The sequence below is a fragment of the Aquimarina aquimarini genome (assembly GCF_900299535.1).
Lineage (GTDB): Bacteria > Bacteroidota > Bacteroidia > Flavobacteriales > Flavobacteriaceae > Aquimarina > Aquimarina aquimarini.
In genome coordinates this window covers 1-25,444 of record NZ_OMKE01000019.1, presented here as the reverse complement: position 1 = coordinate 25,444, position 25,444 = coordinate 1, and the positions used below count along the sequence as shown (strand labels likewise).

25 protein-coding genes and 1 pseudogene are annotated in these 25,444 nt (G+C 31.9%); 13 read left to right on the top strand and 13 right to left on the bottom strand.

The genetic code is table 11. The features are described from left to right. The first annotated feature begins 1 nt into the window (after position 1). The 3 genes from DG508_RS10305 to DG508_RS10295 all read left to right on the top strand — a co-directional run bounded on the left by DG508_RS10305 (position 2) and on the right by DG508_RS10295 (position 3,342). The gene (locus tag DG508_RS10305) at positions 2–2,158 is read left to right on the top strand and encodes a LysM peptidoglycan-binding domain-containing protein (RefSeq protein ID WP_108868063.1); all 2,157 of its coding nucleotides are present in this window, start codon (positions 2–4) and stop codon (positions 2,156–2,158) included. A gap of 401 nt (positions 2,159–2,559) precedes the next feature. After that, positions 2,560–3,096, top strand: coding sequence for a DUF922 domain-containing protein (locus tag DG508_RS10300; RefSeq protein WP_108868062.1), 537 nt, complete (start codon positions 2,560–2,562; stop codon positions 3,094–3,096). Positions 3,097–3,114: 18 nt separating this feature from the next. Beyond that, on the top strand, positions 3,115–3,342 hold the full coding sequence (locus tag DG508_RS10295) for a DUF3820 family protein (RefSeq protein WP_103866827.1): 228 nt from the start codon (positions 3,115–3,117) through the stop codon (positions 3,340–3,342). Positions 3,343–3,488: 146 nt separating this feature from the next. Here DG508_RS10295 and lysA read toward each other — a convergent pair whose 3' ends face one another. Further along, positions 3,489–4,718: a diaminopimelate decarboxylase gene (gene lysA / locus DG508_RS10290; protein ID WP_108868061.1), complete on the bottom strand. Its 1,230-nt coding sequence runs from the start codon at positions 4,716–4,718 to the stop codon at positions 3,489–3,491. Between the two features lie 154 nt (positions 4,719–4,872). Between lysA and DG508_RS10285 the strand changes: the two genes are divergently transcribed. The 4 genes from DG508_RS10285 (at position 4,873) to DG508_RS10270 (ending at position 7,912) form a co-directional block, all read left to right on the top strand. Beyond that, positions 4,873–5,508: an LON peptidase substrate-binding domain-containing protein gene (locus DG508_RS10285; RefSeq protein WP_108868060.1), complete on the top strand. Its 636-nt coding sequence runs from the start codon at positions 4,873–4,875 to the stop codon at positions 5,506–5,508. A gap of 152 nt (positions 5,509–5,660) precedes the next feature. After that, a complete protein-coding gene (sucC, locus tag DG508_RS10280) occupies positions 5,661–6,854 on the top strand; it encodes an ADP-forming succinate--CoA ligase subunit beta (protein WP_108868059.1) in 1,194 nt (397 codons plus the stop codon). Positions 6,855–6,934: 80 nt separating this feature from the next. Then, complete coding sequence (locus tag DG508_RS10275) at positions 6,935–7,441, top strand: cupin domain-containing protein (protein ID WP_108868058.1); 507 nt, start codon at positions 6,935–6,937, stop codon at positions 7,439–7,441. A 135-nt stretch (positions 7,442–7,576) separates the two neighbouring features. Beyond that, positions 7,577–7,912, top strand: coding sequence for a hypothetical protein (locus DG508_RS10270; RefSeq protein WP_108868057.1), 336 nt, complete (start codon positions 7,577–7,579; stop codon positions 7,910–7,912). A 168-nt stretch (positions 7,913–8,080) separates the two neighbouring features. Here the strand turns inward: DG508_RS10270 and DG508_RS10265 are convergent, their stop codons facing one another. Together DG508_RS10265 and DG508_RS10260 are read right to left on the bottom strand one after the other, a co-directional pair. Then, positions 8,081–9,679, bottom strand: a complete 1,599-nt coding sequence (locus tag DG508_RS10265) for a class I SAM-dependent methyltransferase (protein WP_108868056.1) — start codon at positions 9,677–9,679, stop codon at positions 8,081–8,083. Between the two features lie 81 nt (positions 9,680–9,760). Then, a complete protein-coding gene (locus DG508_RS10260) occupies positions 9,761–10,027 on the bottom strand; it encodes a DUF1456 family protein (RefSeq protein WP_103867311.1) in 267 nt (88 codons plus the stop codon). Positions 10,028–10,141: 114 nt separating this feature from the next. Between DG508_RS10260 and DG508_RS10255 the strand changes: the two genes are divergently transcribed. From DG508_RS10255 to DG508_RS10240, 4 genes are all read left to right on the top strand, one after another. Beyond that, positions 10,142–10,543: a TerB family tellurite resistance protein gene (locus DG508_RS10255; RefSeq protein WP_108868055.1), complete on the top strand. Its 402-nt coding sequence runs from the start codon at positions 10,142–10,144 to the stop codon at positions 10,541–10,543. Between the two features lie 306 nt (positions 10,544–10,849). Next, positions 10,850–11,284, top strand: coding sequence for an Hsp20/alpha crystallin family protein (locus DG508_RS10250; RefSeq protein WP_108868054.1), 435 nt, complete (start codon positions 10,850–10,852; stop codon positions 11,282–11,284). Positions 11,285–11,478: 194 nt separating this feature from the next. Next, positions 11,479–12,333, top strand: coding sequence for an SPFH domain-containing protein (locus tag DG508_RS10245; protein ID WP_108868053.1), 855 nt, complete (start codon positions 11,479–11,481; stop codon positions 12,331–12,333). A gap of 3 nt (positions 12,334–12,336) precedes the next feature. Continuing rightward, positions 12,337–12,519 (top strand): type II toxin-antitoxin system antitoxin, encoded by a 183-nt coding sequence (locus DG508_RS10240; RefSeq protein ID WP_103867112.1) that lies wholly within the window; start codon positions 12,337–12,339, stop codon positions 12,517–12,519. Between the two features lie 46 nt (positions 12,520–12,565). Here DG508_RS10240 and DG508_RS10235 read toward each other — a convergent pair whose 3' ends face one another. Both DG508_RS10235 and DG508_RS10230 read right to left on the bottom strand, forming a co-directional pair. Beyond that, positions 12,566–13,324 (bottom strand): LytR/AlgR family response regulator transcription factor, encoded by a 759-nt coding sequence (locus DG508_RS10235; RefSeq protein ID WP_108868052.1) that lies wholly within the window; start codon positions 13,322–13,324, stop codon positions 12,566–12,568. Beyond that, positions 13,321–14,406, bottom strand: a complete 1,086-nt coding sequence (locus tag DG508_RS10230) for a sensor histidine kinase (RefSeq protein ID WP_108868051.1) — start codon at positions 14,404–14,406, stop codon at positions 13,321–13,323. Before DG508_RS10230 ends, DG508_RS10235 begins: the two co-directional genes overlap by 4 nt. 263 nt (positions 14,407–14,669) lie before the next feature. Between DG508_RS10230 and DG508_RS10225 the strand changes: the two genes are divergently transcribed. Continuing rightward, complete coding sequence (locus DG508_RS10225) at positions 14,670–17,054, top strand: TonB-dependent receptor (protein ID WP_108868050.1); 2,385 nt, start codon at positions 14,670–14,672, stop codon at positions 17,052–17,054. A 118-nt stretch (positions 17,055–17,172) separates the two neighbouring features. Here the strand turns inward: DG508_RS10225 and DG508_RS10220 are convergent, their stop codons facing one another. The 6 genes from DG508_RS10220 to DG508_RS10195 form a co-directional block, all read right to left on the bottom strand. Then, positions 17,173–17,694 (bottom strand): flavodoxin family protein, encoded by a 522-nt coding sequence (locus tag DG508_RS10220; protein ID WP_108868049.1) that lies wholly within the window; start codon positions 17,692–17,694, stop codon positions 17,173–17,175. An 81-nt stretch (positions 17,695–17,775) separates the two neighbouring features. Continuing rightward, entirely contained in the window at positions 17,776–18,099 is a 324-nt protein-coding gene (locus DG508_RS10215; protein ID WP_108868048.1) for a winged helix-turn-helix transcriptional regulator, read from the bottom strand. 32 nt (positions 18,100–18,131) lie between these two features. Continuing rightward, a complete protein-coding gene (locus DG508_RS10210) occupies positions 18,132–18,476 on the bottom strand; it encodes a 5-carboxymethyl-2-hydroxymuconate Delta-isomerase (RefSeq protein ID WP_108868047.1) in 345 nt (114 codons plus the stop codon). A gap of 50 nt (positions 18,477–18,526) precedes the next feature. Then, the gene (gene uvrB / locus DG508_RS10205; RefSeq protein WP_108868046.1) at positions 18,527–20,533 is read right to left on the bottom strand and encodes an excinuclease ABC subunit UvrB; all 2,007 of its coding nucleotides are present in this window, start codon (positions 20,531–20,533) and stop codon (positions 18,527–18,529) included. 173 nt (positions 20,534–20,706) lie between these two features. Next, positions 20,707–21,540 (bottom strand): ABC transporter permease, encoded by an 834-nt coding sequence (locus tag DG508_RS10200; RefSeq protein ID WP_108868045.1) that lies wholly within the window; start codon positions 21,538–21,540, stop codon positions 20,707–20,709. 5 nt (positions 21,541–21,545) lie between these two features. After that, positions 21,546–22,448, bottom strand: coding sequence for an ABC transporter ATP-binding protein (locus DG508_RS10195; RefSeq protein ID WP_108868044.1), 903 nt, complete (start codon positions 22,446–22,448; stop codon positions 21,546–21,548). Between the two features lie 218 nt (positions 22,449–22,666). Here DG508_RS10195 and DG508_RS10190 point away from each other — a divergent pair, with 218 nt between their 5' ends. Next, positions 22,667–23,737, top strand: coding sequence for a hypothetical protein (locus DG508_RS10190; protein WP_108868043.1), 1,071 nt, complete (start codon positions 22,667–22,669; stop codon positions 23,735–23,737). 57 nt (positions 23,738–23,794) lie between these two features. Here the strand turns inward: DG508_RS10190 and DG508_RS10185 are convergent, their stop codons facing one another. Both DG508_RS10185 and DG508_RS21320 read right to left on the bottom strand, forming a co-directional pair. Then, a complete protein-coding gene (locus tag DG508_RS10185) occupies positions 23,795–24,463 on the bottom strand; it encodes a hypothetical protein (RefSeq protein WP_108868042.1) in 669 nt (222 codons plus the stop codon). Continuing rightward, a pseudogene (locus tag DG508_RS21320) lies at positions 24,463–25,444 on the bottom strand (hypothetical protein); the annotation flags it as partial. The pseudogene DG508_RS21320 and the gene DG508_RS10185, both read right to left, overlap by 1 nt.

Genomic DNA, 25,444 nt, shown 5'->3' with positions numbered 1-25,444 from the left:
CATGAAAAAGTTGTTGTTAATCTTTTTGTTGGCAGTGTTATCAAGTTCTGTATATGCACAGCAATATAAGAGTCATAAAGTAGCAAAAGGAGAAAATGTATATAGAATAGCAAAACGCTATAATACTACACCAGAAGCTATCTATAAGATTAATCCTGCCGCAAAAGAAGGAATTAATGAGGGAGAAATTCTGGCTATTCCTGTAACAAATGATCAAGAGTATAAAACGCATGTTGTAGAAAAAGGAGATACAGTATATAGTTTATCTAAAAAATATAATATATCTACAGGTACATTTTATATACTGAATCCAGAAGCTAGTAATGGGATCAATATAGGGCAGATTCTTAATGTAGGGAAGATAAAAAAAGACTCCTTAGGAGAAGTAGCTGATAATGGAGAAGCTGTGTTGGATAGCTTAAAAAAGGAAGTTGTAGAACGCAAAATCGTTCGTTATATAACTCATAAGGTAAAAAGAAAAGAAACTTTGTATGGGATATCCAAAAAGTATAAGATTACTGTAGAGGATATAAAGAAGAATAATAAAAGACTGTATTCTGAACAGATAAAAAAGAAGGATAAAATACGAATCCCAGTGTATGCAGAAGAATCTGAAGATAGTCAAGTACCAGAGAACAATCTAGATCCTAATGCTAGATTATCTACAACAACAAGATATACCATTAAGCCAAAAGATACAAAGTATAGTATCTCAAGAAGGCATGGGATTACGGTAGGGGAGCTAGATGAGCTTAATCCAGGTATGGATCCTAATTTTCCTGTAGGAATGCAAATTACTGTTCCTACTACTGTTTTTGTTTCGTTACAAGATTCAATACAGCCAGGATTTGAACTATACGAGGTTAAGCCTAAAGAAACTATTTTTAGAATACTTAAGAGAACTGGTATTTCTTCGGATTCATTATTTAAAATGAACCCATATTTGAGAGAAGGTTTAAAAGCAGGTATGGTAATTACTATACCAAAAGATACACTAAATATAGATGCAGGATTTGCAAAAGGAAACCTTATTAATTTAGGAGATAATTTGTATAATTTCAAACCCAAAAAAGTAGCATTAATGCTACCTATGAGTTTGGATGCTTTGAATTTGGATGCTAGAAAAAATACAGAAGAATATCTGAAAAGTAAACAAAGTCTTAGAATATCATTGGATTTGTATAGTGGGATTCTTATTGCTGTAGATTCAGCAAAAACTAGAGGAATTACGACAGAACTTAATGTGTTTGATACTCAAAAGAATAATAACAAAGAATACCTTAAGAAATTGATTGATGAAAACAATTTTGATGACACAGATGTTGTCATAGGACCTTTGTATCAAAATAATGCAGAAACAGTAGCTGCTGAACTCAAAAAATATAATACAGCAATATTCTCTCCTGCTTCAAAAAAAGAATCAAATCTGTATGATAATTTCTTTCAGACAAGGCCTTCAAATATTATGTTGCAGGATAAGCTTATATCTTATGTAGAGAAAGATTCTACAGATAAAAATATTGTAATAATAGTTCAAAAAGGAGCAAAACATACAGCTATCAAAGAAAAATTAGTAGCTAAATTTCCTGCCGCAAAAATTGCAAGAATTGAAAAAGGAAATTATTTGTATGAAGTAAGGTTAAATAAAGTGTTGGATAAAAGAAAACCTAATTGGGTGTTTTTTGAATCGAGTGATGTAGCAATGATAAGTAATGTGATTCCATTACTTAATTCAAAAGCTGAAAGTCATAAAATAACATTGTTTACTACAGATAAAAATAGTGCCTATGAAAATGATCATATCAAGAATGACCATTTATCAAAACTACATATGCATTACCCATCAGTAGATAAAGAGTTTGATAATAAAAAAATAGAAGAAGGACAAGAAGATTCGCCTTTTGTAAAGCGTTATAAGAAGGAATATGGTGTTGGGCCTAATAAATGGGCAATACGAGGGTTTGATATCGCTTATGATATTCTAATGCGATTAGGAACGGCAGATGATATCTATCACGCAACCTCTTTAGGTGGCACTACAGAATATGTAGAAAATAAATTTAACTACTCCCAAAAAGAAGTAGGAGGGTATCATAATAGTGGGGTTTATTTAATAAGGTTTGAAGATGATTTGAAATTAACAGTGATAGAAGAATAATTTTTTTAGATATAAAGCAAAATAGAAATAATAAAAGAGTACTAGTAATAAACGGGTAATGTAATTTATACTCAATAAAAAATACTTATCGATGTATAAAAAAAGAATTTTTTATATATATTTGATACAGCATAGGTTATCCTGTTTTATTTATTTTTTGTATAATGGGGTAATTTGGCACTAAAATTGTCTATTGAAAAAGTATTAAGGAAAACAAAGGAAAAAAATTACCTAGATTTAGAACCTAAAAACAGTATTTGGTTGTATAAATACATAAATTTTTAGAAAATAAAACTGTTTTATTGAGAAGCTGATAATATCTGCCCCATATTAGTATCCCCTGGCATCTCATAAAAATAGGTAAAGTATAACTTTATATTCGGGCATAATTGTTTGCAATTATGAGTAAATTTATTACTATTATTTTATTTTTATTTATTACCAGTAATAATGGTTATGTTGGGAAATTCTCATACACAGAAAGAAGCGAATTAGCTTGGTCTGATTTTAGAGGAAAACCCAATATGTCCAGTACTTATGATGCTAGTGTAAATACGGGGATAACTTACCAATGGTCATACGGAAAAGATAAAGGAGAAATAGAATTAAATTATCAGGTAGATAGTTTTTGCTATCCATCATTATCTTGGGTAAAAAGAGGGCATATGTCTGATGATCTTCTTTCTCATGAGCAACTTCACTTTGATATCTCAGAATTACATGCTAGGATAATGAGAAAGAGACTAAAAGAGTATAAAGCTGGAAAAAATATCAGAAGAGATCTTAATAAGATGTATAAGCTTGTAGAGAGAATGAGAATTAATATGCAAGATAGGTATGATGAAGAAACTGATCATTCTAGAAATAACGAAGCTCAAAAAAAGTGGGAGAAAAAAGTAGAAACACTTATGTGGTATTACAGAGATTTTAATAGATAATAGTATTTCTTCTCATTTATGGAAACTCCCCAGTCTCAAAAAGATTTTTTAGTCAAACTAGCACATACCAAAATGCCTTATGGTAAATATAAAGACAGGTATCTTATTGATATACCAGAATATTATATCGTATGGTATGCAAATAAAGGATTTCCAAAAGGAATGCTTGGGCAGCAATTACAAACAGTATATGAGTTAAAACTTAATGGCTTAGAGCATTTAATTCGAAATATAAAAAAGATGTAATTTTTTTACAGTATCGCACACATTTTTATTGTCATTTTGAGTGTTAAGAAGAAGCTTAAAAATAAAGACAGTAAGGTTTGAGGTAATAAAAATAAGGCAAAAGAATCTGTATTCTTTTGCCTTATTTTTATTATATAATCTATTAATTAAGCCGTTTCAGTAGCTTTTGAAAATATATCGATGTCTACTTGATTTTTGGTAAGATCTTCAAATGTTTCTCTCTTACGAATCAAATGAGCCTCTCCTTTATGCCATAGAACTTCTGCTGGGCGGTACCTAGAGTTATAGTTGCTAGCCATAGAGAAGCAGTATGCTCCTGCATTTTTAAAAGCAACAATGTCTCCTTCTTTGATTTCAGAAATTCTTCTGTTTGTAGCAAAAGTATCAGTCTCACAGATATACCCTACCACAGAATAAAAGCGTTCTTTTCCTTTAGGATTTGATATATTGATGATCTCATGATGAGAGTTGTAAAACATTGGTCTTACTAAATGGTTAAAACCACTATCAACGCCTGCAAATACAGTAGAGGTTGTTTGTTTTATAACATTTACATTTGCTAAGAAATATCCAGATTCACTCACAAGAAATTTACCAGGTTCAAAACCTAATGCGAGTTCTTTTCCGTACTCCTTACAAAAAGCATTAAATCGCTTTGTCATTTTTAGACCAAACTCTTCAATGTTAGTTTCAATATCACCAAGCTTATAAGGTACTTTAAAACCACTTCCAAAATCTATGAAATCTAAGTTTTTAAAATGCATCGCAGTTTCAAAAAGTATTTCACAAGCACGTAAAAAGACTTCGATGTCAAGGATATCACTACCCGTGTGCATATGTATTCCGTTGATATGCATACCTGTGTTTTCTACAATGCGGAGAATGTGAGGTATTTGGTGAATAGATATACCAAATTTGCTATCAATATGTCCTACAGATATATTACTGTTTCCTCCTGCCATTACATGAGGGTTCATACGAATACAAACAGGAGTATTAGGGTGTTTTGTGCCAAATTGTTCAAGAATAGATAGGTTGTCTATATTTATCGGTACACCAAGAGCAGAAACTTGCTCTATCTCTTCTAGAGATACACCATTAGGTGTAAAAATTATATTTTCTGGTTTTACGCCAGATTTCAATCCTAATTTTACCTCTTGTACAGATACAGTATCTAGTCCTACTCCTAATGAATTCATTAGCTTTAGGATAGCAATATTAGAAAGTGCCTTGACTGCATAATTAAGTTTCAGATGTTTCACTTTTTTAAACGCACTAGAAAGACGTTCATGTTGTGAGATAATCTTTGAAGAGTCATATACATAAATAGGACTCCCATACTCTTTTGCAATAGCTAATAAGTTTTTATTTTCCATCGGGTCACAAATTTAAGCGTACGAAATTATCAATAAAATTATAGATAATAGTGTCTTGTGTGAAAAAAATAAAATATCAAGAGTGATTTTGATATTTTTAACTTGGGTTTAAGCAACATAGCCTTAGGAATTAGTATTTTTAAGTAAAAAAAGCATGTTACCTCTATTCCCTTTACCCACTGTTATTTATCCAGGAGAACGTTTACCATTGCATATTTTTGAAAAACGATATAAACAATTGATTGATGATTGTGAGAGAGAAGGGATATCGTTTGGGATTCCTACATATATTAATAAGAAATTGGAGTATGGAACCGAAGTAAAATTGCAAAAAATAAGTAAAAAATATCCCGATGGAAAAATCGATGTGTTATGTGTTGGAATGAGAATTTTTAAAATTAAAAATTTTCATCTTCAATTCTCTGGTAAGCTATATGCAGGAGGAGAAGTTGAGTTTTTTGATGATGAGATGAGTCAGGCAGAAGATTTACAAAAAGAATTACTCAAGAGTATAACTATTCTTTATGTTGAGCTAACTATAGAGAATCCCCCTGTTTTTGGGATTCCTTTTGCAAGTTATCAAGTTGCGCATAAAATAGGATTGGCGCTAGATCAAGAGTATCATTTGTTAAAACTTCGCACAGAAAAAGAGAGATTGAGGTATTTGATAGCTCATTTAGAGGCGACTATTCCTATAGTTAGAGAAATGAATAGAGCGAAGAATGTTATTAAAATGAATGGTCATTTTAAAAATTTTGACCCTTTAGATTTTGAGGATTTTGAGTTATAAATAAGTGTTCTTGATTTTGATTCAATTTTTAATGTTTATTATATTGTTATACAAAATTATAAAAGCTTATTTTTTTACTGTAAAAGATTGGGACAGTAATTTCACTTTTCCTATTTTTGGAATTCCTAAAAAAAAGGTAAAAAAATAATAATATGAACTTACACGAGTATCAGGGTAAAGAGATATTGAATAGCTTTGGCGTGCGTATTCAGCGTGGTATTGTAGCGCAAAACGCAAATGAGGCCGTAGCAGCAGCAAAACAACTTACTGCCGAAACAGGAACAGAATGGCATGTGATAAAAGCACAGGTTCACGCTGGTGGACGAGGAAAAGGTGGCGGAGTTAAGCTGGCCAAAAACCTTAAAGAAGTAGAAGAAATTGCAGGACAAATTATTGGAATGAACCTAATTACTCCGCAAACTTCTGCAGAAGGTAAGAAAGTTCATCAAGTATTGGTAGCAGAAGATGTATATTATCCTGGAGATAGTGAGCCAGACGAATTTTATATGTCTGTGTTATTGAATCGTACTTCTGGACGTAATATGATTATGTATTCTACAGAAGGAGGAATGGATATTGAAACGGTTGCAGAAGAAACTCCACATTTAATCTTTACAGAAGAAATTGATCCAGCTGTAGGTTTACTTCCTTTTCAGGCAAGACGTGTCGCTTTCAATTTGGGACTTAGCGGAGGTGCTTTTAAAGAAATGACCAAATTTGTAATGGCATTATATACAGCATATGTAAAATCAGATGCATCATTATTTGAAATCAATCCTGTTCTTAAGACAAGTGATGATAAGATAATGGCGGTAGATGCAAAGGTAACCTTAGATGAAAATGCATTATATAGACATAAAAACTATGTAGATATGCGTGATATCAGAGAGGAAAATCCGATCGAAGTTGAAGCAAAAGAAGTAGGACTTAATTATGTAGATCTTGACGGTAATGTTGGATGTATGGTGAATGGAGCAGGTCTTGCAATGGCTACAATGGATTTGATTAAGCAAGCTGGTGGTGAGCCTGCAAACTTTCTTGATGTAGGAGGTACGGCAGATGCAAAACGTGTAGAGACTGCTTTTAGAATTATTCTTAAAGATTCAAATGTAAAAGCAATATTGATTAATATTTTTGGAGGTATTGTTCGTTGTGATCGTGTAGCGCAAGGTGTAGTAGATGCATACAAGAATATGGGAGATGCTATTAATGTACCTATTATTGTTCGTTTACAAGGAACTAATGCAGATATAGCAAAAGAACTTATAGATAGTAGTGGGCTAGATGTACAAAGTGCAGTTCAGTTTCAAGAAGCAGCAGATAAAGTGCAAGCTGTGCTAGCATAATAAGATATATTATATTTAATGTATAAGAAGCGATCTGTAATAAGGTCGCTTCTTTTTTTTTGAATAAAATTTAAAACGTTATGGATAAGAGAGTAGAAGAACTGGTAGAGAAACTAGGTATGAACCCACATCCAGAAGGAGGTTTTTATAAAGAAACATATAGAAGTACAGGTGTTGTGCCTCAACAAATTTTAGGAAAAGAGTTTACAGGAGATCGTAATTATTGTACAGCAATTTATTTCCTCCTTACCTCGAGTAATTTTTCTGCATTTCATAAAATTAATCAAGATGAGATTTGGCATTATTATGAAGGGGCTTCCTTATATGTGCATGTAATTGATAAAGAAGGGAAATACAAAAAATATACCTTAGGATTAGATTTGGATAAAGGAGAGTTGCCTCAATTAGTGGTTCCCGCAGGATGTTGGTTTGCATCGGGTGTAAAGAATGAAGAAGGGTATTCATTAGTGGGTTGTACCGTTTCTCCAGGATTTGATTTTAAAGATTTTGAATTAGCAGAAAGAAAAAAAATGATTAATAAATATCCAGAGTATGAAGATTTAATACGTTGTTTTACAAGGATTTAGTTTGTTTTACTTGGTGGCTTTTGAGAGTTTTTTTGATTTGTCTATTTGTTAATCTGTGTTAAAAAAAGATTTTGACTGTAACAGATTTGAAGTATAGAGTGTCTTATAAGTATAAATCAAAAAAACGAATAGATTATGAGAAAATTAAGCGTGTTATTTTTGGCAGTAGCCTTTGCAGTAAGTAGTGTAGCGAGTGCTAATACAGAACCTTCAAAAAAAGTAGAAGAAAACCTTAACAAGGAAGTTTCAACATTATTAAAAAAGCCTTCTTTTAAAATTAAAAAAGAATTAAAAGCTTATGTAACATTTACAGTAAATGACTTAGGAGAGATTGTAGTGTTGTCTGTAGATTCAAAGAGTGTTGTTCTTAAGGATTTTATAAAATACCGCTTAAACTATAGAAAAGTAGGAACTCAGTTTAACCTAAAAGCCAAAACGTTTAAAATGCCAGTTCGCATTGTAGAGGAGTAAATTGTTGACTAAATGAATACTTATTAAAATCCCGGCGTAATCACCCGGGATTTTTTATTAACTATAGATTTTATACTAGTTATATTTTGAGTTTTCTGTAAAAAGAAAATCAGTTATTTTTTCTTCTTTGCATAGGCGAAAAAAAGTATTGTATTTGATAAAGCGAGGTTAAATAATATAGTTGATGCTTACTGTTGCTAAATCTGAATCGGGATATTTTGAGAAATACTTTTTATCACTCTGCAGGCCAACTTCATCTAGCACTTTCAAAAAAGCATCTATTTCTAGGATGTATTGATCAGAAAAACCATGCGTAGCATCATATGCTGTAGCAGCTGTTTTGCCAATATTTTTTGCCGTAAGTGTAGGAGAGATCGTATGCAGTTCTATAATAATTAAACCGTAGCGCGTAATATGTTTTTTCCATTTTGTAAAATGATCCTTTAGATTGCGTTCTACATCATCGTTATTTAATCGTTTTCCGCGGTATGCAAATGCGCCAGTAGACGCACTAGGGGCATCTATAGGGGAAGAAGGAGCACTCCATATCCTGTTATGATCAAGGAAAGTTCTTACAGATAATAAATCTTTTAATTCAATGGCATAGTCATCTTTTAGATTTTTTTGAAGCAGATCTGGGTCGCTAATATCTCCCCAAATCACTTTTGCCCAAATATCTGCCTGAATAAGATTGGCTCTTGTAACTTTTAATGCGGCTTTATTGTAATCGGCACCAACCAGAAATAAAGGGTAATCGTCTAGATGTTTTCCTCGTAATGTTTTGGAGGCAATAACTTCAAAAAGATGAATTAAAAAAGCGCCATTACCACATCCCATATCCAAGATTCCTTTTGGTTGTTGATCCAAAGGTTTATTGAATATGCTAATGATGATTTCGTCAATTTTTTTAAAATATGTAGCATGAGCCCCGCCGCTACCCCAAACATTCATCTCTCTGTCTACATGTGTTTCTGTGCCAGATTTGGATTCCCATAGTATATTGGGGTTTCCAAATAATAAAGAATCCATTTGCCTAAACATAGGGATATAGGAAACAGTAACCCCGTAAGCAGACGCTCTTTTAGCAAAAAATAAACCCTTATCAGTAAATGTGTAATTTCCATTTGATTTACTAAACCAGCCTAAGTAACTTAAAAAAGAGAGGATGGTGTCGAAACTTTTAGGGAATTTATGGTATTCTTCAGGGCTAAAAGAAGCTTCCATAAAATATTTATGAAACATACCTCCCATGCCTAAATGTACTATTGTGGGGCCAACTAGGGTGCCTTCAATATGTTTAAGTATTTGGTTTTGTATTAATGTAATAGTGTCGTTTTGTGATATGGGAAGATCAAAACGATTTTTATGTTTTTTGAATAGTTGTTCTAGTTTGTGAAACGGTTCTAACTCGAATTTTCTTGGATGAAATTTACCGGAATATTCTAATAACTCAACAACATCTTTATATAGATGTATATGGCTAAACGCTATTGTAGATAGCTTGTTGAGTTTTATGAAAACCTCATTGTTGTTTATTTTGTAGTCCAGCCAACCCTGAGAGCTTAGTATTCGTAATGCAACATTTAAGTAGCCTTCATTGATGTTGTTTAGACTTGCTATATGAGAAATTGAAGCTTCTTTGTTAGAAAGAAGGAAATCAATAATCTTGTTTTTTAAGAGAGAATAAGCAACAGGAGCCACGGCAATCCCATCCAGATGACGGAAAAGTTCTTCTCTGAATAATTGTTTTTCGGAAACAGTGAGCATAATAAATACTTGAATTAAGTGGTTAATGAGAAAAAATACTCTCACTAACCAAATTAAGCATTTATTTTGAAGTAAAAAACGTTAGTCTGTCTTCTTATTTTTAGGAATAGGCTTCTCTTTTTTCGGCATTGGTCCTCTTAGGTGGATAACTAATCCATTTAAGAAATTACGCAAAATCTGATCACCACACTCCATGTATTTAGGATGATTCTCATTTCTAAACATAGCTCCTAGTTCGCTTTTGGTAACTTTAAAATCAACTAATGAGCATATCTTTATAATATCATCATCCCTTAATTTATGTGCAACTCTTAGTTTTTTGAAAATGTCATTGTTTGTTAAACCCATAGGGCAAAGGTATATGTTTTAAATGTAAAATAAGATGAAAATATAAGGTAGGATTAGAAGAAAAGTGTTGAATTGCAGGAAATTTTATTATTTTCGAGTAAAAGTAATTGGTTTATGCATAGTAAAGATGAGAAATTAAGCTTGCTTTCTGAGATGATACAGTTTGCAAAAGCGGATAAAAATTTTAAAGAACAAGAGTATAATTTTATTGTAGCAGTAGCATCACAGCTCGGAATAGAAAAAGAAGAAGTAGACTTTTTGATGAAAGGAGAGGTTGAGAAAAAAAGCTTACAACCAGAATCACAAAGGATTCTTCAGTTTCATAGATTGGTTTTATTGATGAATATAGATCAGGAGGCTTCTCCATTAGAAATTCAAGCAATTAAAGATATGGGGTTAAAAATGGGCTTGCGATTAGAAGCTGTAGATACTGTTCTTGAAAAGATGCATGAATATCCTAATAAAGTAATCCCGCCAAAGGAGTTGATAGCTATTTTTACTACATTTTATAATTAAACAAATAATAGGATTTGATAGGCTATTTTATTAGAGATAAAATAGTGACGATCTTGTGATTTTAATTCAAAAATAGAAGCCTGAAAATCTAGTAGTATTTTCAGGCTTTTTGTTGTTTGATAAAATATTCAGAGATACTTAGTTGGGTTTTGAGTGAACTTTTGTCAATATATAGTAAACAAAAATGTCATTTTGTCTTATTTTCGTTATGTGAATCGGTCAAAATGTCATTTATTTTGTGTTGGAATCCAAATTGATATGTACTCATTGTAAATATGATTTTAAATAACTTAAAAAAATAAAACAATGAGTTTACTAAAAAGAACAGACAGATTACCTTTCCTTTTTGATGATTTCTTTACAACGGATTGGTTAGGAGGAACAACAAATACCAATAAAATAGGTGTTAATACTCCTGCGGTCAATGTCAAAGAGACAGAAGAAGAATTCAAAGTAGAGCTTGCAGCTCCAGGGCTTGTTAAAGAAAGTTTTAATCTAGAATTAGATAATAATGTGCTAACTATTTCATCTCAATCTACATCAGAAAAAGAAACAAAAGATTCTAGTGAATACACCCGAAAAGAGTTTAGCTATAGCACATTCAAAAGAGCGTTCGATTTACCAGAAACAGTAAATGTGAATCAAATTGAAGCTTCTTATGAAAATGGAGTATTATTTGTAAAGCTCCCTAAAAAAGAAGAAGCAAAAGTACAACCCAAAAGGTTGATTGAGATCCTATAATTGGATTTGAGATTTTATTTAGTTAATTAATGTTGTGAAAACGCCTTTTTATAAAAGGCGTTTTTTGCTTTTATGAAATCACCCTATAATTTATTTAACTGTTTTTCTTTTAAAGATTAATTACATTTTTATGGATCTAAATATGTTTATAAATTATTTTTTTTGTATTATTGTGATATCAAAATGATATTATTATGAAAAACGAAAATGAAATAAAAGCAAATAATGGTTATGTAGTATTAGGTATATTATTAGTTTTGATACTGATGATGATAGTAGGAGTTACCATCTTAACCAATTATTTGTTTTTAGTTTTACTGGTTGCAGTAGTTTTTATTGCAAAAGGGTTTTTTATTGTGAATCCTAATAGTTCTAAGGTATTAGTGCTTTTTGGAGCATATAAAGGAACAATTAAAAAGAATGGATTCTTTTGGGCAAATCCTTTTTATACCAAACAGAGAATTTCATTACGAGCAAGAAATTTTTATAGTGAACGAGTAAAAGTAAATGATAAAATTGGTAATCCGATTTTGATTAATGTAATTTTGGTGTGGAAGGTAGAAGATACATATAAGGCTGCTTTTGATGTGGATCAATATGAAGAATTTGTTAGAGTACAAACGGATGCTGCTGTAAGAAAACTAGCGGGTTCTTATCCTTATGATAATTTCGCAGAGGGCGAGCATGAAATTACTTTGTTATCTGGTATGAGGGAAGTAAATGAAGCTCTAGAAAATGAAATTACTGAACGTCTTGCCATTGCGGGAATAAAAGTGATGGAAGCGAGAATAGGGTATTTAGCATATGCCCCTGAAATTGCAAGTTCTATGCTGAAAAGACAGCAAGCAGTTGCTATTGTAGCGGCTCGTAAAAAGATAGTAGAAGGAGCTGTGGGTATGGTAGAAGACGCATTAACTAAACTGTCTTCTGATGGTATTATCGATTTTGATGATGATAAAAAAGCATCTATGGTAAGTAATCTAATGGTTGTTTTGTGTGGAGATAAAGAAGCAACTCCTGTAATTAATGCAGGAACATTACATGCATAATATATGAGTAAAAAAAAATCGTTTGTCTTAAGAATTGATCCCGAAACTTTCAAGTTAATTGAAAAATGGGCAGATGATGAGTTTCGTAGTGTTAATGGACAATTAGAATGGATGATCCATAAAAGTCTTAAAGATGCTAAACGATTAAAATCTAAAAAAGACTCAGGTTCAGAAGAATTAGAATGATTATAAAAAACGCCTTTTTATAAAAGGCGTTTTTTTTGATATACAATTAAAGATCCAGCCACTTTTTAAAATTAGAAGTACGTTCTCTGGAAACAATAATTTGTTCATCACAAATTGGATGTAGTTTTATAAGTAATCTACTGTTGAAATAACTATGAATTTCTATTACTGCTTTTACAGAAATCATAAATTTCCTGTTGATCCTGAAAAAATGAATAGGATTTAGAATATCCTCAAGCTGATCGATAGTATATTCTATTGGATATTGTTTACCAGTATGAGAATATAAGAAAATAACCCCTTCATGCGATTTAAAATAAGCAATATCATCTACATCAAAAGTGCTAAATTGGTTCCCTATTTTAACCATAAATCGACGTTTATATTCTTTGGCGAATAAGTTTTTGATGTGCTCAAATTTATCTTCGACTTTAGGTTTGTTAATACGAGCAATGTTTTTCTGGTATTTTGCCAATGCGTTTTTTAAATCTTCTTTGACTATAGGTTTCAAGAGGTAATCTAATCCATTGTACTTAAAACCTCTTATAGCATATTCATTAAATGCAGTAGTAAATATTACAGGAGGGTGATCCTCTATACTATCTAAGATGTCAAATCCATATCCATCATTTAATTGAATGTCTAGAAACAGTAAATCAGGTAATAAATTATTCTTAAACCAATCTTCCCAGTTTTCAACAGAAGTGATCTGGGCGGTAATTTCTATTTCTGGAGCCAGTTCTTTTATAAGATTGGCTAAACGCCTTGAGGCAATATTTTCATCTTCAACAATTACTGCAGTCATTTCTGTAAAGCTTTTACTATTGTACTTTCTTTTATGTTTTTTGGTAATAAGGGAATGGCAACCATAAAGTGTGTGTTATCAGACGTTATTATGATCTCCTTATCAGTGTAAAAAGAATATCTGTTTGATATGTTTTTAAGTCCTAGTTGCGTTGATTCTTTGTCTTGTTTTCTTATGTGTAGATTATTCTTAATTATAATAGTATGGTTATCTGTGGTAACAATATTAATTTCTAAAGGTTTCTCTTTAGAATAATAATTATGTTTTAATGCGTTCTCAACAAGCATTTGTAAGGATAATGTAGGTATTATATATTCTTTTGAGTTGATAGATATATTGGTTTTAATACGTAACGCTCCCTCATGCCTAATATTCATCATAAATATAAAAGAATCCAAAAAATTAAGCTCTTTTTCTAGGCTCACTAGGTCTTCTTCTCGATTATCAAGAATATATCGATAACATGTTGCTAATCTTGATACAAAATCAGAAGCAAGATCTCTGTCTTCATACATTAGAGATGTAAGAGTGTTTAGGCTATTGAATAAAAAATGAGGACTAATTTGTTCTTTTAATGACTTATACTTAGAAGTGATCATTTCTTTTTTTAATCGATCCATCTTATTCTCTAACTCTTTTTTTTGTTCTAAGGAATAGTAAAAAAGATTAAAAATAATAACAACAAAAGCTAATAAAATAGCTCTAAGAATATCTATTCTGAATAATAACCAAGGAGTATCAACATAGATTTCACAAATATGATTGAAATGGAAAATACCTAGGTAGTATATAAAAGCCGCAATCGGAATAAAAATAACCATGTTTGTAGTAATGATTTTAATTCCACTATTTATATCAAGAGTTTTATCTGAATAAGATTTAGTCTCTTTTCTTATTAGCCAATCATTAGTTTCCCAAACCAACATCAAAAGAAAAAAAGAACTACAGTAATAAAATATACTTGTAGGGTCAATGACAGTAATAGTATCATCATGATCAACAGTTGATTTGGCAAGAAAATAAATCACATTCATAGTTAGAAAACGTAATGTGAATTTCTTTAGATATGTTTTTGAGATCATTTGATTACTAGTAATTTTCTAGACATAGTGCGGTAAATATACATAACAGATAGGTACTAATTGTTTATAGTTACTCTCAATTGTCGAATTAAGAATTGAATTGTTATAGATAAAGATTAAATAGATATTCTATATGTATCACTCTATAACCTATCACTCAAGTTTATTTTTGGCAATTCAATCATAAAAATCCCAATTCGATATTTTCTGTTTTCACCACTCCAAAAGAAATTACAGTTTTGATTAAAATTAGTAATCAAATTATGAAAAAAATCACTTTTATACTTGTTCTATTACTAGGATATATTACAAGCGCTCAAACTGGAATTGTAAAAGGGTTTGTTGTTGATAGGCAATCAGAAGCCCCTTTACCTGGGGCGACAATCGAATTATTAAATGTTGAAGAGGCTATAGGTGTAATAACTGATATTGATGGCTATTTTGTATTAGAGAACGTGCCACTGGGGCGTCAAACAATACGAGTGAGTTTTATAGGTTTTGAATCTGTAACCTTACCAAATATTGTAGTGACCTCTGGTAAAGATGCATCAGTTAATGTGTCATTGACAGAAGCCTTTGATCGGCTTGATGAGATTATTATTACCTCAGAAACAAGTAAGGCTAAAGCTATAAATAAACTTACTTCTGTTTCTGCGAGACAATTTGGAGTAGAAGAGGTAACTCGTTTTTCTGGAGGTAGAAGTGATGTAGGTAGATTAGCTGCAAATTTCGCAGGAGTTTCTGCTCCTGATGATAGTAGAAATGATATTGTAATACGTGGTAATTCTCCTGTAGGTTTATTATGGCGATTAGAAGGAATACCTATTCCTAGTCCAAATCATTTTTCAACTGTGGGAACTACTGGAAGCCCTGTTTCTGCATTAAACCCAAATCTTTTAAAAAATTCAGATTTTATTACATCTGCATTCCCATCAGAATATGGTAATGCGATTGGGGGAGTGTTTGATCTTGGATTTCGCAAAGGTAACATTGATGACTATGAGTTTACGGGACAAGTAGGAGTTTTTAGTGGTTTAGAAGCAATGGCAGAAGGACCTTTAGGAAAAAACAATGGATCGTTTTTAGTTTCAGGAAGATACTCTATGACGAGTATATTAGGGATAGGAGCAGGAGGTACATCTGCCATACCTAACTATTACGATGTTTCATTTAATATAGATTTTGGTAAAAGTAAATTAGGTAATTTTTCACTATTTGGAATCGTAGGTTTTTCTGATATTGAGTTTGTGGGTGATGATATTGATGAGGATGATCTATTTGCTGCCGAAGATGAAAATTCATTTGCAGATTCTGGCTTTGGGGTTATTGGGTTAAAACATAAAGTAAGTATAGGGAATTCTTCTTTTTTGAAAACTATAATCGCCAGATCTTTTGCAGCAAATGAGTTTCAGGCAGATCGTTTTATTAATAAAAATACAGCAGAAGAACGAATTATAAAATATACCGAATCTGATAATACTGAATCAAGAATTACATTTTCTACACTTTTTAATTCTAAACTGAGTAGTAAGAGTACACTGCGAACAGGAATCTTGATAGAGAATTTTGGAATAGAATCGGTGCAACGAGACAGAGAAAAACAGCCAGATATTAATGGTGATGGAGACCCTGATCTGTTTACTTTTATAGATATAGATGAGGGGCTTACGGTTATTCAACCATATATTCAAGGGCAATTTCGACTTACTAAGAAATTAACATTAAATGCGGGTGTACATAGCCAATACAGTAGCTTAAACGAGCAATTTGTGATAGAACCAAGAGCGGGAATAAATTATAAAATAGACAAAAATCATCGTTTTAGCCTGGGGTATGGGATACACCATCAACCAGTATCGCTACCCCTATTGTTTTTGAATGAAGAGATTAATGGAGCATTGAAGCAAACAAATAGAGATTTAGACTTTGTGAGAAGTACTCATTATGTGTTAGGATATGATGTGAAGATAAGTAAAGGATGGAGAGGTAAAATAGAGGCATATTATCAGGATATTGATAATGCCGCTGTAGAGCCTTTTTTATCTAGCTATTCTTCATTAAATGAAGGAGCTGATTTTGGGTTTGAAAATGATCGAGTATCATTGGTAAATGAAGGAACGGGATATAATCAAGGTATAGAACTGACTTTAGAAAAATTTTTTAGAGATGGATATTATGGGCTGTTGACTACCTCATTGTTTGAAAGTAAATATAAAGGGAGTGATGGGATAGAACGTAATACTCCTTTTAATAATGGGTATGTGTTAAATCTTCTTGCGGGAAAGGAATTTACAATAGGTAAGGCGAAGAAGAATGTCTTGTTTTTTGATACTAAGGTTACAGTATCTGGAGGGAGATACTATACACCAGTAAATTTGGAAGCCTCACAATTAGTGGGTTTCGAGGTTTTACAAGAAGAACGTGCTTTTAGTAAGCAAAATGATGACTATGTTAGATGGGATGTGAAATTTGGATATAAAATAAATAGTGCATCAAAGAAACGTTCTCATCAGTTTTATATAGACTTACAAAATGTAACAAATAATGCGAATATTTTTACACGACGATATAATCGTTTGACGAATCAAGTGGATCAAGTAGATCAAATTGGATTTTTTCCTGATTTTGGATATCGTTTTCAGTTTTAATGTTTTTTATGGTAGTATTATGAAAAACACTATTTGTTTAAATAGTTGTTTTATAAAGCATTAATTGTAATGATTAATGCTTTTTTTTGATTGATACGATTATTAAAGGTTAACTACTTTATTTGGATGGCGTTATTTTTTTCTCAATAAAAATATGTAATTCATGTTGTAGAGAGCTTGTAATTACACCATTTTCAAGCCAAGTATGAATATCTCCTAAATAAGACATCCCTAGATAATTTGCGCTTTCTACAAATGGCATGGTGAAACCTTCTTTTAGTTCTGAATCAGAACCACAACTGATCAATCCCATTTTTTTACCTCTTAGTTTTCGCCCTATTTCTTTTTCAGTTTTTAAGCAATCAGTGATTCTATCCATAAAGTTTTTCATTATTCCGCTCATAGTGTACCAATATACTGGGGTTGCAAAAATGAGTGTGTCGTATTTATCAACGATCTCTTTAAAGAGAGGTATAAAATCATCGTCTTTGTTTTTTAAATCGTAATCAAAAGGACCGATGTTTTTAGGTTTTAAATCAATGATATCGAATCCTGTTTTTTCTTGTATAAATAATGCTATCACATTGGTATTTCCGCTACTTCTTGAGCTTCCCTGTAGTATTACTCCTTTTTGATTCATCTTTTTTTTATTTAATAATTATAGAAAGACAAAACTATTTTGTTTGTATCAATTATCAAATAAGGGGTGAATTTTGCACTATTACAATTGATCACCAAACTCTGTCAGTGCTTTAAAAACTGGGGTAAGTTTATTGCCTAAAGGTGTTATAGAGTATTCGGTTTTTTTAGGATATTGATTAAAATCTTTTTTTTGAATCAAACTATCCTCTATCATCTCCTTTAGCTGCTGAGTCAATGCTCTTTTTGAGGCTTCTGGTAACCCCTCCTGTATATCTTTTAATCGTAGATTTCTTTTTAAAAGTTCACTTAGTATTGCAGGTTTCCATTTTCCTGAAATAAGAAGTAACGTTTTTTCTATTGAGCAATCATTTTTTAATGGTGTTTTACGTTGATAAGAACTCATGTTATGAATTTTTTATAACAGATAAAATGGTGTTAGACCATTGATTTATTACAGTAGGAAGATTTTTCAAAATCTCTAAGGTTGATTGATAGGATAGGAACATCGGGGAACATTGTTTTTAAAGTTTGGATGACTTTTTTAGAGAGATTGGCTTTTTGGGCTTCATTTCTGCCCTCCATCAAGTTTCCGAATACATGAATAAAATCATTTTTAGTGTTTCCTATAGTATAATATTTATAAGGGTTTATTCGTACTTTAATATCTCCTTTGGCAAAAAGTCCTGTAGCATGAGCTGTATTATATACTGCCTGTATAATTTCCTCTGGAGTTTTTAATTCAAGAATATGTTCTGAGCAATCTAAGATAAAATGAGGCATATTTTTTAATATAAAATATTGAAAGATAATTGTTGAGTATATAATAGTACTTATACTTTTTGATCTTGAATTTTGCCTTGTAGCATTTTTATTTCATCTCGTAATTGAGCAGCAGATACAAAATCTAATTCTTTGGCAGCTTTTTCCATTGCGGTACGTACATTACGAATGCGAGATTCAAGTTGTTCCTTGGTGTAATATGCGGTCTCTTCTTCTGCAGCTTTTAGAGTAGGAGCAGGCTCAAATGTGTATGGTTCTATTTTTTTGCCATATAAAGCATTGTCCATAGATTTTTTGATCGCAGTAGGGGTAATGCCATGTTTGGTATTGTAAGCGATTTGTTTTTGGCGTCTGTATTCTGTATCATCCATAGTTTTTTGCATACTATCTGTAATTTTATCTGCATACATAATCGCTTTTCCGTTTACATTTCTAGCGGCTCTTCCTACAGTTTGTACCAAAGATCTTTTATTTCTTAAAAAGCCTTCTTTATCAGCATCAAGAATAGCAACCAGTGATACCTCTGGTAAATCTAATCCTTCTCGTAATAGATTTACTCCTATAAGGACATCAAAAATACCTTTTCGTAGATCTTGCATAATTTCTACTCGTTCTAATGTATCTACATCACTATGAATATATCTACATCGTATGTCAATTCGTGTAAGATATTTAGCCAGTTCTTCTGCCATTCTTTTGGTAAGGGTTGTTACCAAAATACGTTCGTCTACGTCAATTCGCTTTTGCATTTCTTCGATCAAATCATCAATCTGATTAAGGCTTGGACGAACCTCTATAACAGGGTCTAATAATCCTGTAGGTCTGATAATTTGTTCTACATAGATACCTTCACTCTTTTGTAATTCATAATCAGCGGGGGTAGCACTAATATAGATAACTTGGTTTTGTAATGCTTCGAGCTCTTCAAATTTTAAAGGCCTGTTATCCATAGCGGCAGGAAGTCTAAAACCATACTCTACAAGGTTTTCTTTTCTAGAGCGGTCACCACCATACATAGCATGTGTTTGGGGTACAGTAACATGGCTTTCATCAATAATCATCAAATAATCATCGGGAAAATAGTCTAATAAGCAGAATGGTCTTGTACCAGGAGCTCTACCATCTAGATATCGAGAATAGTTCTCTATTCCTGAGCAATACCCAAGCTCTTTTATCATCTCTAGATCAAAATTGGTGCGTTCCTCCAAGCGTTTCGCTTCTAAGTGTTTTCCAATTTCCTTAAAATATTCTACCTGTTTACCCAGATCAAGAGCAATCTGATCAATAGAAGCATTTAGTACCTCTGGTGAGGTAACAAACATATTAGCAGGGTAGATATTCAATCGGTCATATTTTTCGATAATAGCATTTGTTTGCACATCAAAGGCTTCAATTTCTTCGATTTCATCTCCAAAAAAATGAATTCTAAAAGCATCATCAGCATAGCTAGGAAAAATATCTACGGTATCTCCTTTTATTCTAAAATTTCCATGTTTGAATTCGGCCTCGGTTCTTGAATAGAGACTTTGTACCAAGCGGTGCAACAATGCAGTTCTAGATACAAGTTGTCCTGATTCGATAGAAATTACATTTTTCTGAAATTCTACAGGGTTCCCTATACCGTATAGGCAAGAAACAGAAGCTACTACAAGCACATCTCTTCTGCCAGAAAGAAGAGAAGATGTTGCACTAAGCCTTAATTTTTCAATCTCATCATTGATGGATAAGTCTTTTTCTATATAAGTTCCCGAAGTAGGAATATAGGCTTCTGGTTGGTAATAATCATAATAGGATACAAAGTATTCTACTGCATTTTTAGGAAAAAACTGTTTAAACTCTGAATAGAGTTGTGCTGCCAGTGTTTTATTATGTGCTAATATAAGTGTAGGTCGTTGTACACTTTTTATGACATTGGCGGCAGTAAAGGTTTTTCCTGATCCTGTTACTCCCAGAAGGGTTTGGTATTTATCGTTGGATTCAATACCATTAACTAGTTGTCGGATGGCTTCAGGCTGATCACCTGTAGGCTTGAATTCAGATTCAAGTTCGAACTTCATGTAGCTTTCTTTTTCAGAATAAAGATACTGAACTCATTTTATTCCTTGAAAAAAATGGATCAATAATTATTTTATCCATACTAATTATTGATTAATTTATAACTAGCAATAGTAGCTTCTAGAAATAAGTATACAACCTGTCTCTATTTCTAGAAGCTAACGTAATGTTATTATTATAAGTCTCTTTTTTTGAGTAGATAATACGATAGAAATATAAAAATAGAGGTCCAGCCTAATACGATTAACAATTCATACCAATGTACAGCAAAGTCACGATTTACTTCTTCGCCAACCTGGCTGGCGATAGATTTTACGGCATTTAATCTTGTGAATGGTTCTGCAATTAGATTCCACATAGACCCAAAAGGGGAAAAAGCAAATACTTTATCTGCAAATTCCTTTGAATACTTAGACATTAAGTAGATGTATGGAAAAATTTCTGCTATAATAAACCACATAAATAAAAAACCTAAAGCAAACGCAGATCGCTTAATAAGTATTCCTACAAATAAGCAAAAGGAGAAAAAACCAACTAATTTTATAAAATAAGCGATCAAATACTCTAAATCTCTAAAGATGATACCTACTTCATTAAAATCAGAAAATGATAAGCCTAAGAGTAGAGATACAACAAAAATAAATAGTGTAGAGATAGCAGAAAAAGCTAATACAGTAAGAAACTTTGATAATATAAATTCTTTTTTGCTCAATCCATCGATTAGGTTCTGTTTTAAAGTTTTATTACTGTATTCATTGGCAACCATAGATACTATGATGATTGCTAAAAAGAGTTTAAAAAGAGCGGCAATAAAGGTGTTAAAATGCCAGATGTATGGAAAGCTAAAGATTCCCATCTCTGCAAGATGAAATCGTATTGGTCCAATATTAAATTTGATTGATGCAAATAGTGCAATCGAGACTAATAAACCAAAGTAACATAAGATTAAGAATTTACTTGATTTATTGTTCCAAAGTTTTATGAATTCTATCTGAAGGAGTCGTAGCATGGTTTTTAGTTTAAATTGTTGGTTAATTGTAAGAATTGTTCCTCTAAGCTTTCTTTTCTTTTTACGAGGTGAGTAAGTACAATTCCTTCTTCAAAAAGTTGCCTGTTAAGGCTTTCTGCATCTAATTCTTGTGCTAGAAAGGCAGTGATTTTGTTGTCCTCCTCTTCTTTAAAATCTTTAAAAGTATTTTGTTTTGATAACCATATGAGTAATGCAGATTTTTGCTCACTTTTTAACTCAAAGAACCCAAAACTTTTATTCATATCATCAACGGGTCCAGAGTATAATTTTACCCCTTTTCTTATGATAACAACGTGGCTACATACTTTTTCTACTTCGTCAAGTAAGTGAGAAGCTAATAATATGGTAGTGCCTTTTGCAGCAATCTTTTTAATAATTTCCCTGATCTGATGTATACCTTGTGGGTCTAGACCATTGGTAGGTTCATCTAGAATAAGGATTTCTGGATCGTTAAGCAGAGCAGAAGCGATGGCTAGACGCTGCTTCATTCCTAAAGAGAAAGTTTTGAATTTACTGTTTTTTCTATCTAATAAACCTACTGTTTCAAGCTTTTCATCGATTTTATGATCAGATACCTCTTTGATTTTACATACCAGTTTAAGGTTTTGTTCTGCGGTCATGTATGGGTAAAAATTAGGACGCTCAATAATAGCTCCTACCTTTTTTAATGCTTGGTGTGTAGACGTGTTTCCGTCAAACCAAGTAAAACTACCAGAAGTACTATTAACGACATTAAGAACAATACCCAAGGTAGTAGATTTACCACTTCCATTTGGCCCAAGAATACCGTATACATTTCCTTTTTTTATAGTAAAAGATAAGTCTTTGACGGCAGTAAGTGCCCCAAATTTTTTGGTGAGATTATTTATAGTGAGAATATTTTCCAATTGTAATTGTTTTTGGTGGTTATATAAAACAAGACGACAAGTATAAGGTTTTGTTACAAGAAAACTAGAGGTTATGTATTGATTTTTGATGCTATAATAACCTTAATCGTGTTTTAATTTTACCTGCAAATCAAAATAATTTTTCAAAAAATAGTATGTAAACTTGATTTAGAGTTCTTGATTTGTTATTGTAACTTGCTTGTTGAAATGAGAAGGTTATGGAAGAAAAATTAATGTCTAAAAAAAAACCAACATATCCAATTAATGATAAACTGGATGCTTACCTAAAAGAGTGCAATCGTACCATTAAAATACCTGTGTTTTATGATGATCTACTTAGGTTTTCAGGGTCTATAGTTGTATATGATAGTAATGATGAGGATACATTATGGGTACGTGTGTATTATGAAGAACATGAACGCCCAGAAATAGAATCAAGCTTAAAAAAAGCATACTCAATTCTTCACTCTGATGGTAATGAGGATGCAATAGAGTTTTTGAATATTGATGCAATTGATTATTGTACTTTTGGGAACTCAAAACCTTTTAGAATAAAAGTAAGGAACATTCTTAATGATAACTATACTTATATTTATGTAAAAAAGGCAGATGCATCGCGAATCTATGGTTTAGAATTAGAACATATGCTTTCTCCAAACCGAATTAACTTTTTGGTATATAAAAATACATTGATAGAAGAACACATAGCTGGAATTCCTGGAGATGTATTTATCAAGGACTTTTTGCCAGATTTGAGCGACCAGGCCAAATCACAGATAGCAAAAGAATTTGTGAAATTTAATGAGCGTTGCCAGATGCGATTACTGGGGGATATGCGATCTTATAATTATGTGATTATTCCAATTCATGATTTTGATCATGTAGAATACAAGATTAGAGCTATTGATTTTGATCAACAGTGTTATGAAGGAAAATTAAAGGTGTATCAACCTCAGTTTTTTAAAGAAAATTATGATATGGTGGCTATTGTAATGAATAAACTACAACCTAACTCTATCGAACAGTATAAGAAAGAAGAGCGTTCTATCTTGGCAAAAAGAGTACTTACATCAAGATCTCGTTATGAAACTTTGGTAGCATGTATGTGTAAAGATGCTATCTCTACAGAAGAGAACGTAAAAAAATTAAGAGAACATTTGTACAATTTTACTCTGGATTTAAAATTTAGACGTAGTAAATCTATGGGAGAGGTACTAAAAACAGCAATGGATTTTGTGCGACGAAATTATGAAAATGTAAACATGAAGCGTTTGTTAGAAGGGGACTAAACCTCCTTAAATATATACCTTGAGTTATTAGAAGTTTTATATAGAACGGATTTGATTTTACCCAGGGTTTGCTGTAACCTTTACTTTTTTTATTACTTTACCAGTTTGTGCATTGATTACATAGCACCATGATTTGGCATGTTGTGTAACCTCTGGGTCTTGTGGCTCATCTATAAAGACTTTCCATACATAAGTCTTTTTTACATCAGTTACCAAGCTATCTCTGGTAATAGCAAATATAGAATCTCTCTTTCTTTTTAAACCTTCTGTAATCTTTAGAGCTTCTTTATAACAAATAGGGTATTTATCTGCTTGCCTATGATCTATTACTTTATTGATGTTGCCGATATTATCGTAATAGGTTGCTTTATTTATAAGTATTGAATGATACATAAAATATGATACTAAAGATTGACCTTTAGTATCATATTTTATGGTTTTTTCTATGTTTGCCTGTTTATCTGTTTGTTTGTTTGTTATAACACTGTCTCCTTTCCATTGATATATAATATTAGTATAGCTATCATTATTTTCAATAATTATATTCCCTCCTTTTTTTAATTGCTTTTTATATCTATCTATATCAAAGGTCATTTCTTCTTGGGTAATCGTAAATATAGGGTCGTCATAATTACATAATGTATCATTGGTAGTAAACTGTTTGGTACTATCACAGGCAGTAATACATATACAGATGGTTATAATTGTAATACAATATGTTTTCATTACTTTGTGTATTTACTGTTATATAATTGATCCCACTGCCATTTATGGGTTTGTTTTTTGATACTACTATAATCCATATAATTTTTGGTACTCTTTTTTGTAAAGGTATGTTTTTGCCCTTTATTTATTGTTTTGCCCTTTTTATCTTTTTCTATAAAGGTATGGGGTAGTCCTATAGCATGCAAGACCTCATGAGGGATTTCTACAGCAGATTGTATCTTTTCGTTTTTTATAAACATAGCAGAGACCCCACTTGCTGTTAAACTGATCCCATTAGAATAATCATAAGCATCATTGTTATTAGGGATTCTACACTTTAGGTTGGTAAGAAATAGAATAATCTCATTCGCAACATTAGTGGTACCTATGGTATCGGCTTTATAAAGATGATGCAACTCTCTAAGAAATGTAGTTTTATCAGCCTCAGTAAATTTGATACGATCGCCTTTTTGAAATGTAGTATCAAACTCAGCTAGAGATTGCTTGATATAGTTTCCTTTTTGATCTAGCTTACTTTTGGCAGTTAATGCTCTTAGTTTATGGATATCCAGTATATCTGCTTCCTCATTAACAATATCTAAGTCAATTAAGGCAGGGATTAGGGCTTTTTTTAGATAACTTTCTAGTTTTTGTTTTGTAATTTTTTTTCCTAATTCATCTTTATCAGGGTTTACTAATCCCCCTTTGATCTCTACAAACACCCATCTTAGTTGTATAGATTTGGGTTTAGGGTGATATATCTCTAGCATACCTGCGGGATTGTTATCTGCGGTAATCTTAATTTGTGAGAGATTAGTAGCATTATTGAGGCAGCGTATGGTTACTTCTTTGGCATCTATAATATCGGTAGGGTGTATATCAAAATCAGGATGAGGTTCTATCTGCACAGTACTGTATTCGTTTCTACTACGGGTGGTATGATCTAGTTGCAGGGTAATAGTCTGATCTTTTCTCATACTAAGTATAGGTACAGCATAATCC

Coding starts and splice junctions, on each gene's coding strand:
- DG508_RS10210 (WP_108868047.1), bottom strand. CDS start 18,476: ATGCCTCATTTTATCTTAGATTGCTCAGAACATATTCTTGAATTAAAA.
- DG508_RS10215 (WP_108868048.1), bottom strand. CDS start 18,099: ATGAGTTCTTATCAACGTAAAACACCATTAAAAAATGATTGCTCAATA.
- DG508_RS10200 (WP_108868045.1), bottom strand. CDS start 21,540: ATGCTACGACTCCTTCAGATAGAATTCATAAAACTTTGGAACAATAAA.
- DG508_RS10305 (WP_108868063.1), top strand. CDS start 2: ATGAAAAAGTTGTTGTTAATCTTTTTGTTGGCAGTGTTATCAAGTTCT.
- DG508_RS10190 (WP_108868043.1), top strand. CDS start 22,667: ATGGAAGAAAAATTAATGTCTAAAAAAAAACCAACATATCCAATTAAT.
- DG508_RS10185 (WP_108868042.1), bottom strand. CDS start 24,463: ATGAAAACATATTGTATTACAATTATAACCATCTGTATATGTATTACT.
- DG508_RS10260 (WP_103867311.1), bottom strand. CDS start 10,027: ATGGGTTTAACAAACAATGACATTTTCAAAAAACTAAGAGTTGCACAT.
- DG508_RS10300 (WP_108868062.1), top strand. CDS start 2,560: ATGAGTAAATTTATTACTATTATTTTATTTTTATTTATTACCAGTAAT.
- lysA (WP_108868061.1), bottom strand. CDS start 4,718: ATGGAAAATAAAAACTTATTAGCTATTGCAAAAGAGTATGGGAGTCCT.
- DG508_RS10255 (WP_108868055.1), top strand. CDS start 10,142: ATGCATAGTAAAGATGAGAAATTAAGCTTGCTTTCTGAGATGATACAG.
- DG508_RS10225 (WP_108868050.1), top strand. CDS start 14,670: ATGAAAAAAATCACTTTTATACTTGTTCTATTACTAGGATATATTACA.
- sucC (WP_108868059.1), top strand. CDS start 5,661: ATGAACTTACACGAGTATCAGGGTAAAGAGATATTGAATAGCTTTGGC.
- DG508_RS10235 (WP_108868052.1), bottom strand. CDS start 13,324: ATGACTGCAGTAATTGTTGAAGATGAAAATATTGCCTCAAGGCGTTTA.
- DG508_RS10295 (WP_103866827.1), top strand. CDS start 3,115: ATGGAAACTCCCCAGTCTCAAAAAGATTTTTTAGTCAAACTAGCACAT.
- uvrB (WP_108868046.1), bottom strand. CDS start 20,533: ATGAAGTTCGAACTTGAATCTGAATTCAAGCCTACAGGTGATCAGCCT.
- DG508_RS10250 (WP_108868054.1), top strand. CDS start 10,850: ATGAGTTTACTAAAAAGAACAGACAGATTACCTTTCCTTTTTGATGAT.
- DG508_RS10245 (WP_108868053.1), top strand. CDS start 11,479: ATGAAAAACGAAAATGAAATAAAAGCAAATAATGGTTATGTAGTATTA.
- DG508_RS10275 (WP_108868058.1), top strand. CDS start 6,935: ATGGATAAGAGAGTAGAAGAACTGGTAGAGAAACTAGGTATGAACCCA.
- DG508_RS10220 (WP_108868049.1), bottom strand. CDS start 17,694: ATGAATCAAAAAGGAGTAATACTACAGGGAAGCTCAAGAAGTAGCGGA.
- DG508_RS10285 (WP_108868060.1), top strand. CDS start 4,873: ATGTTACCTCTATTCCCTTTACCCACTGTTATTTATCCAGGAGAACGT.
- DG508_RS10230 (WP_108868051.1), bottom strand. CDS start 14,406: ATGATCTCAAAAACATATCTAAAGAAATTCACATTACGTTTTCTAACT.
- DG508_RS10270 (WP_108868057.1), top strand. CDS start 7,577: ATGAGAAAATTAAGCGTGTTATTTTTGGCAGTAGCCTTTGCAGTAAGT.
- DG508_RS10240 (WP_103867112.1), top strand. CDS start 12,337: ATGAGTAAAAAAAAATCGTTTGTCTTAAGAATTGATCCCGAAACTTTC.
- DG508_RS10265 (WP_108868056.1), bottom strand. CDS start 9,679: ATGCTCACTGTTTCCGAAAAACAATTATTCAGAGAAGAACTTTTCCGT.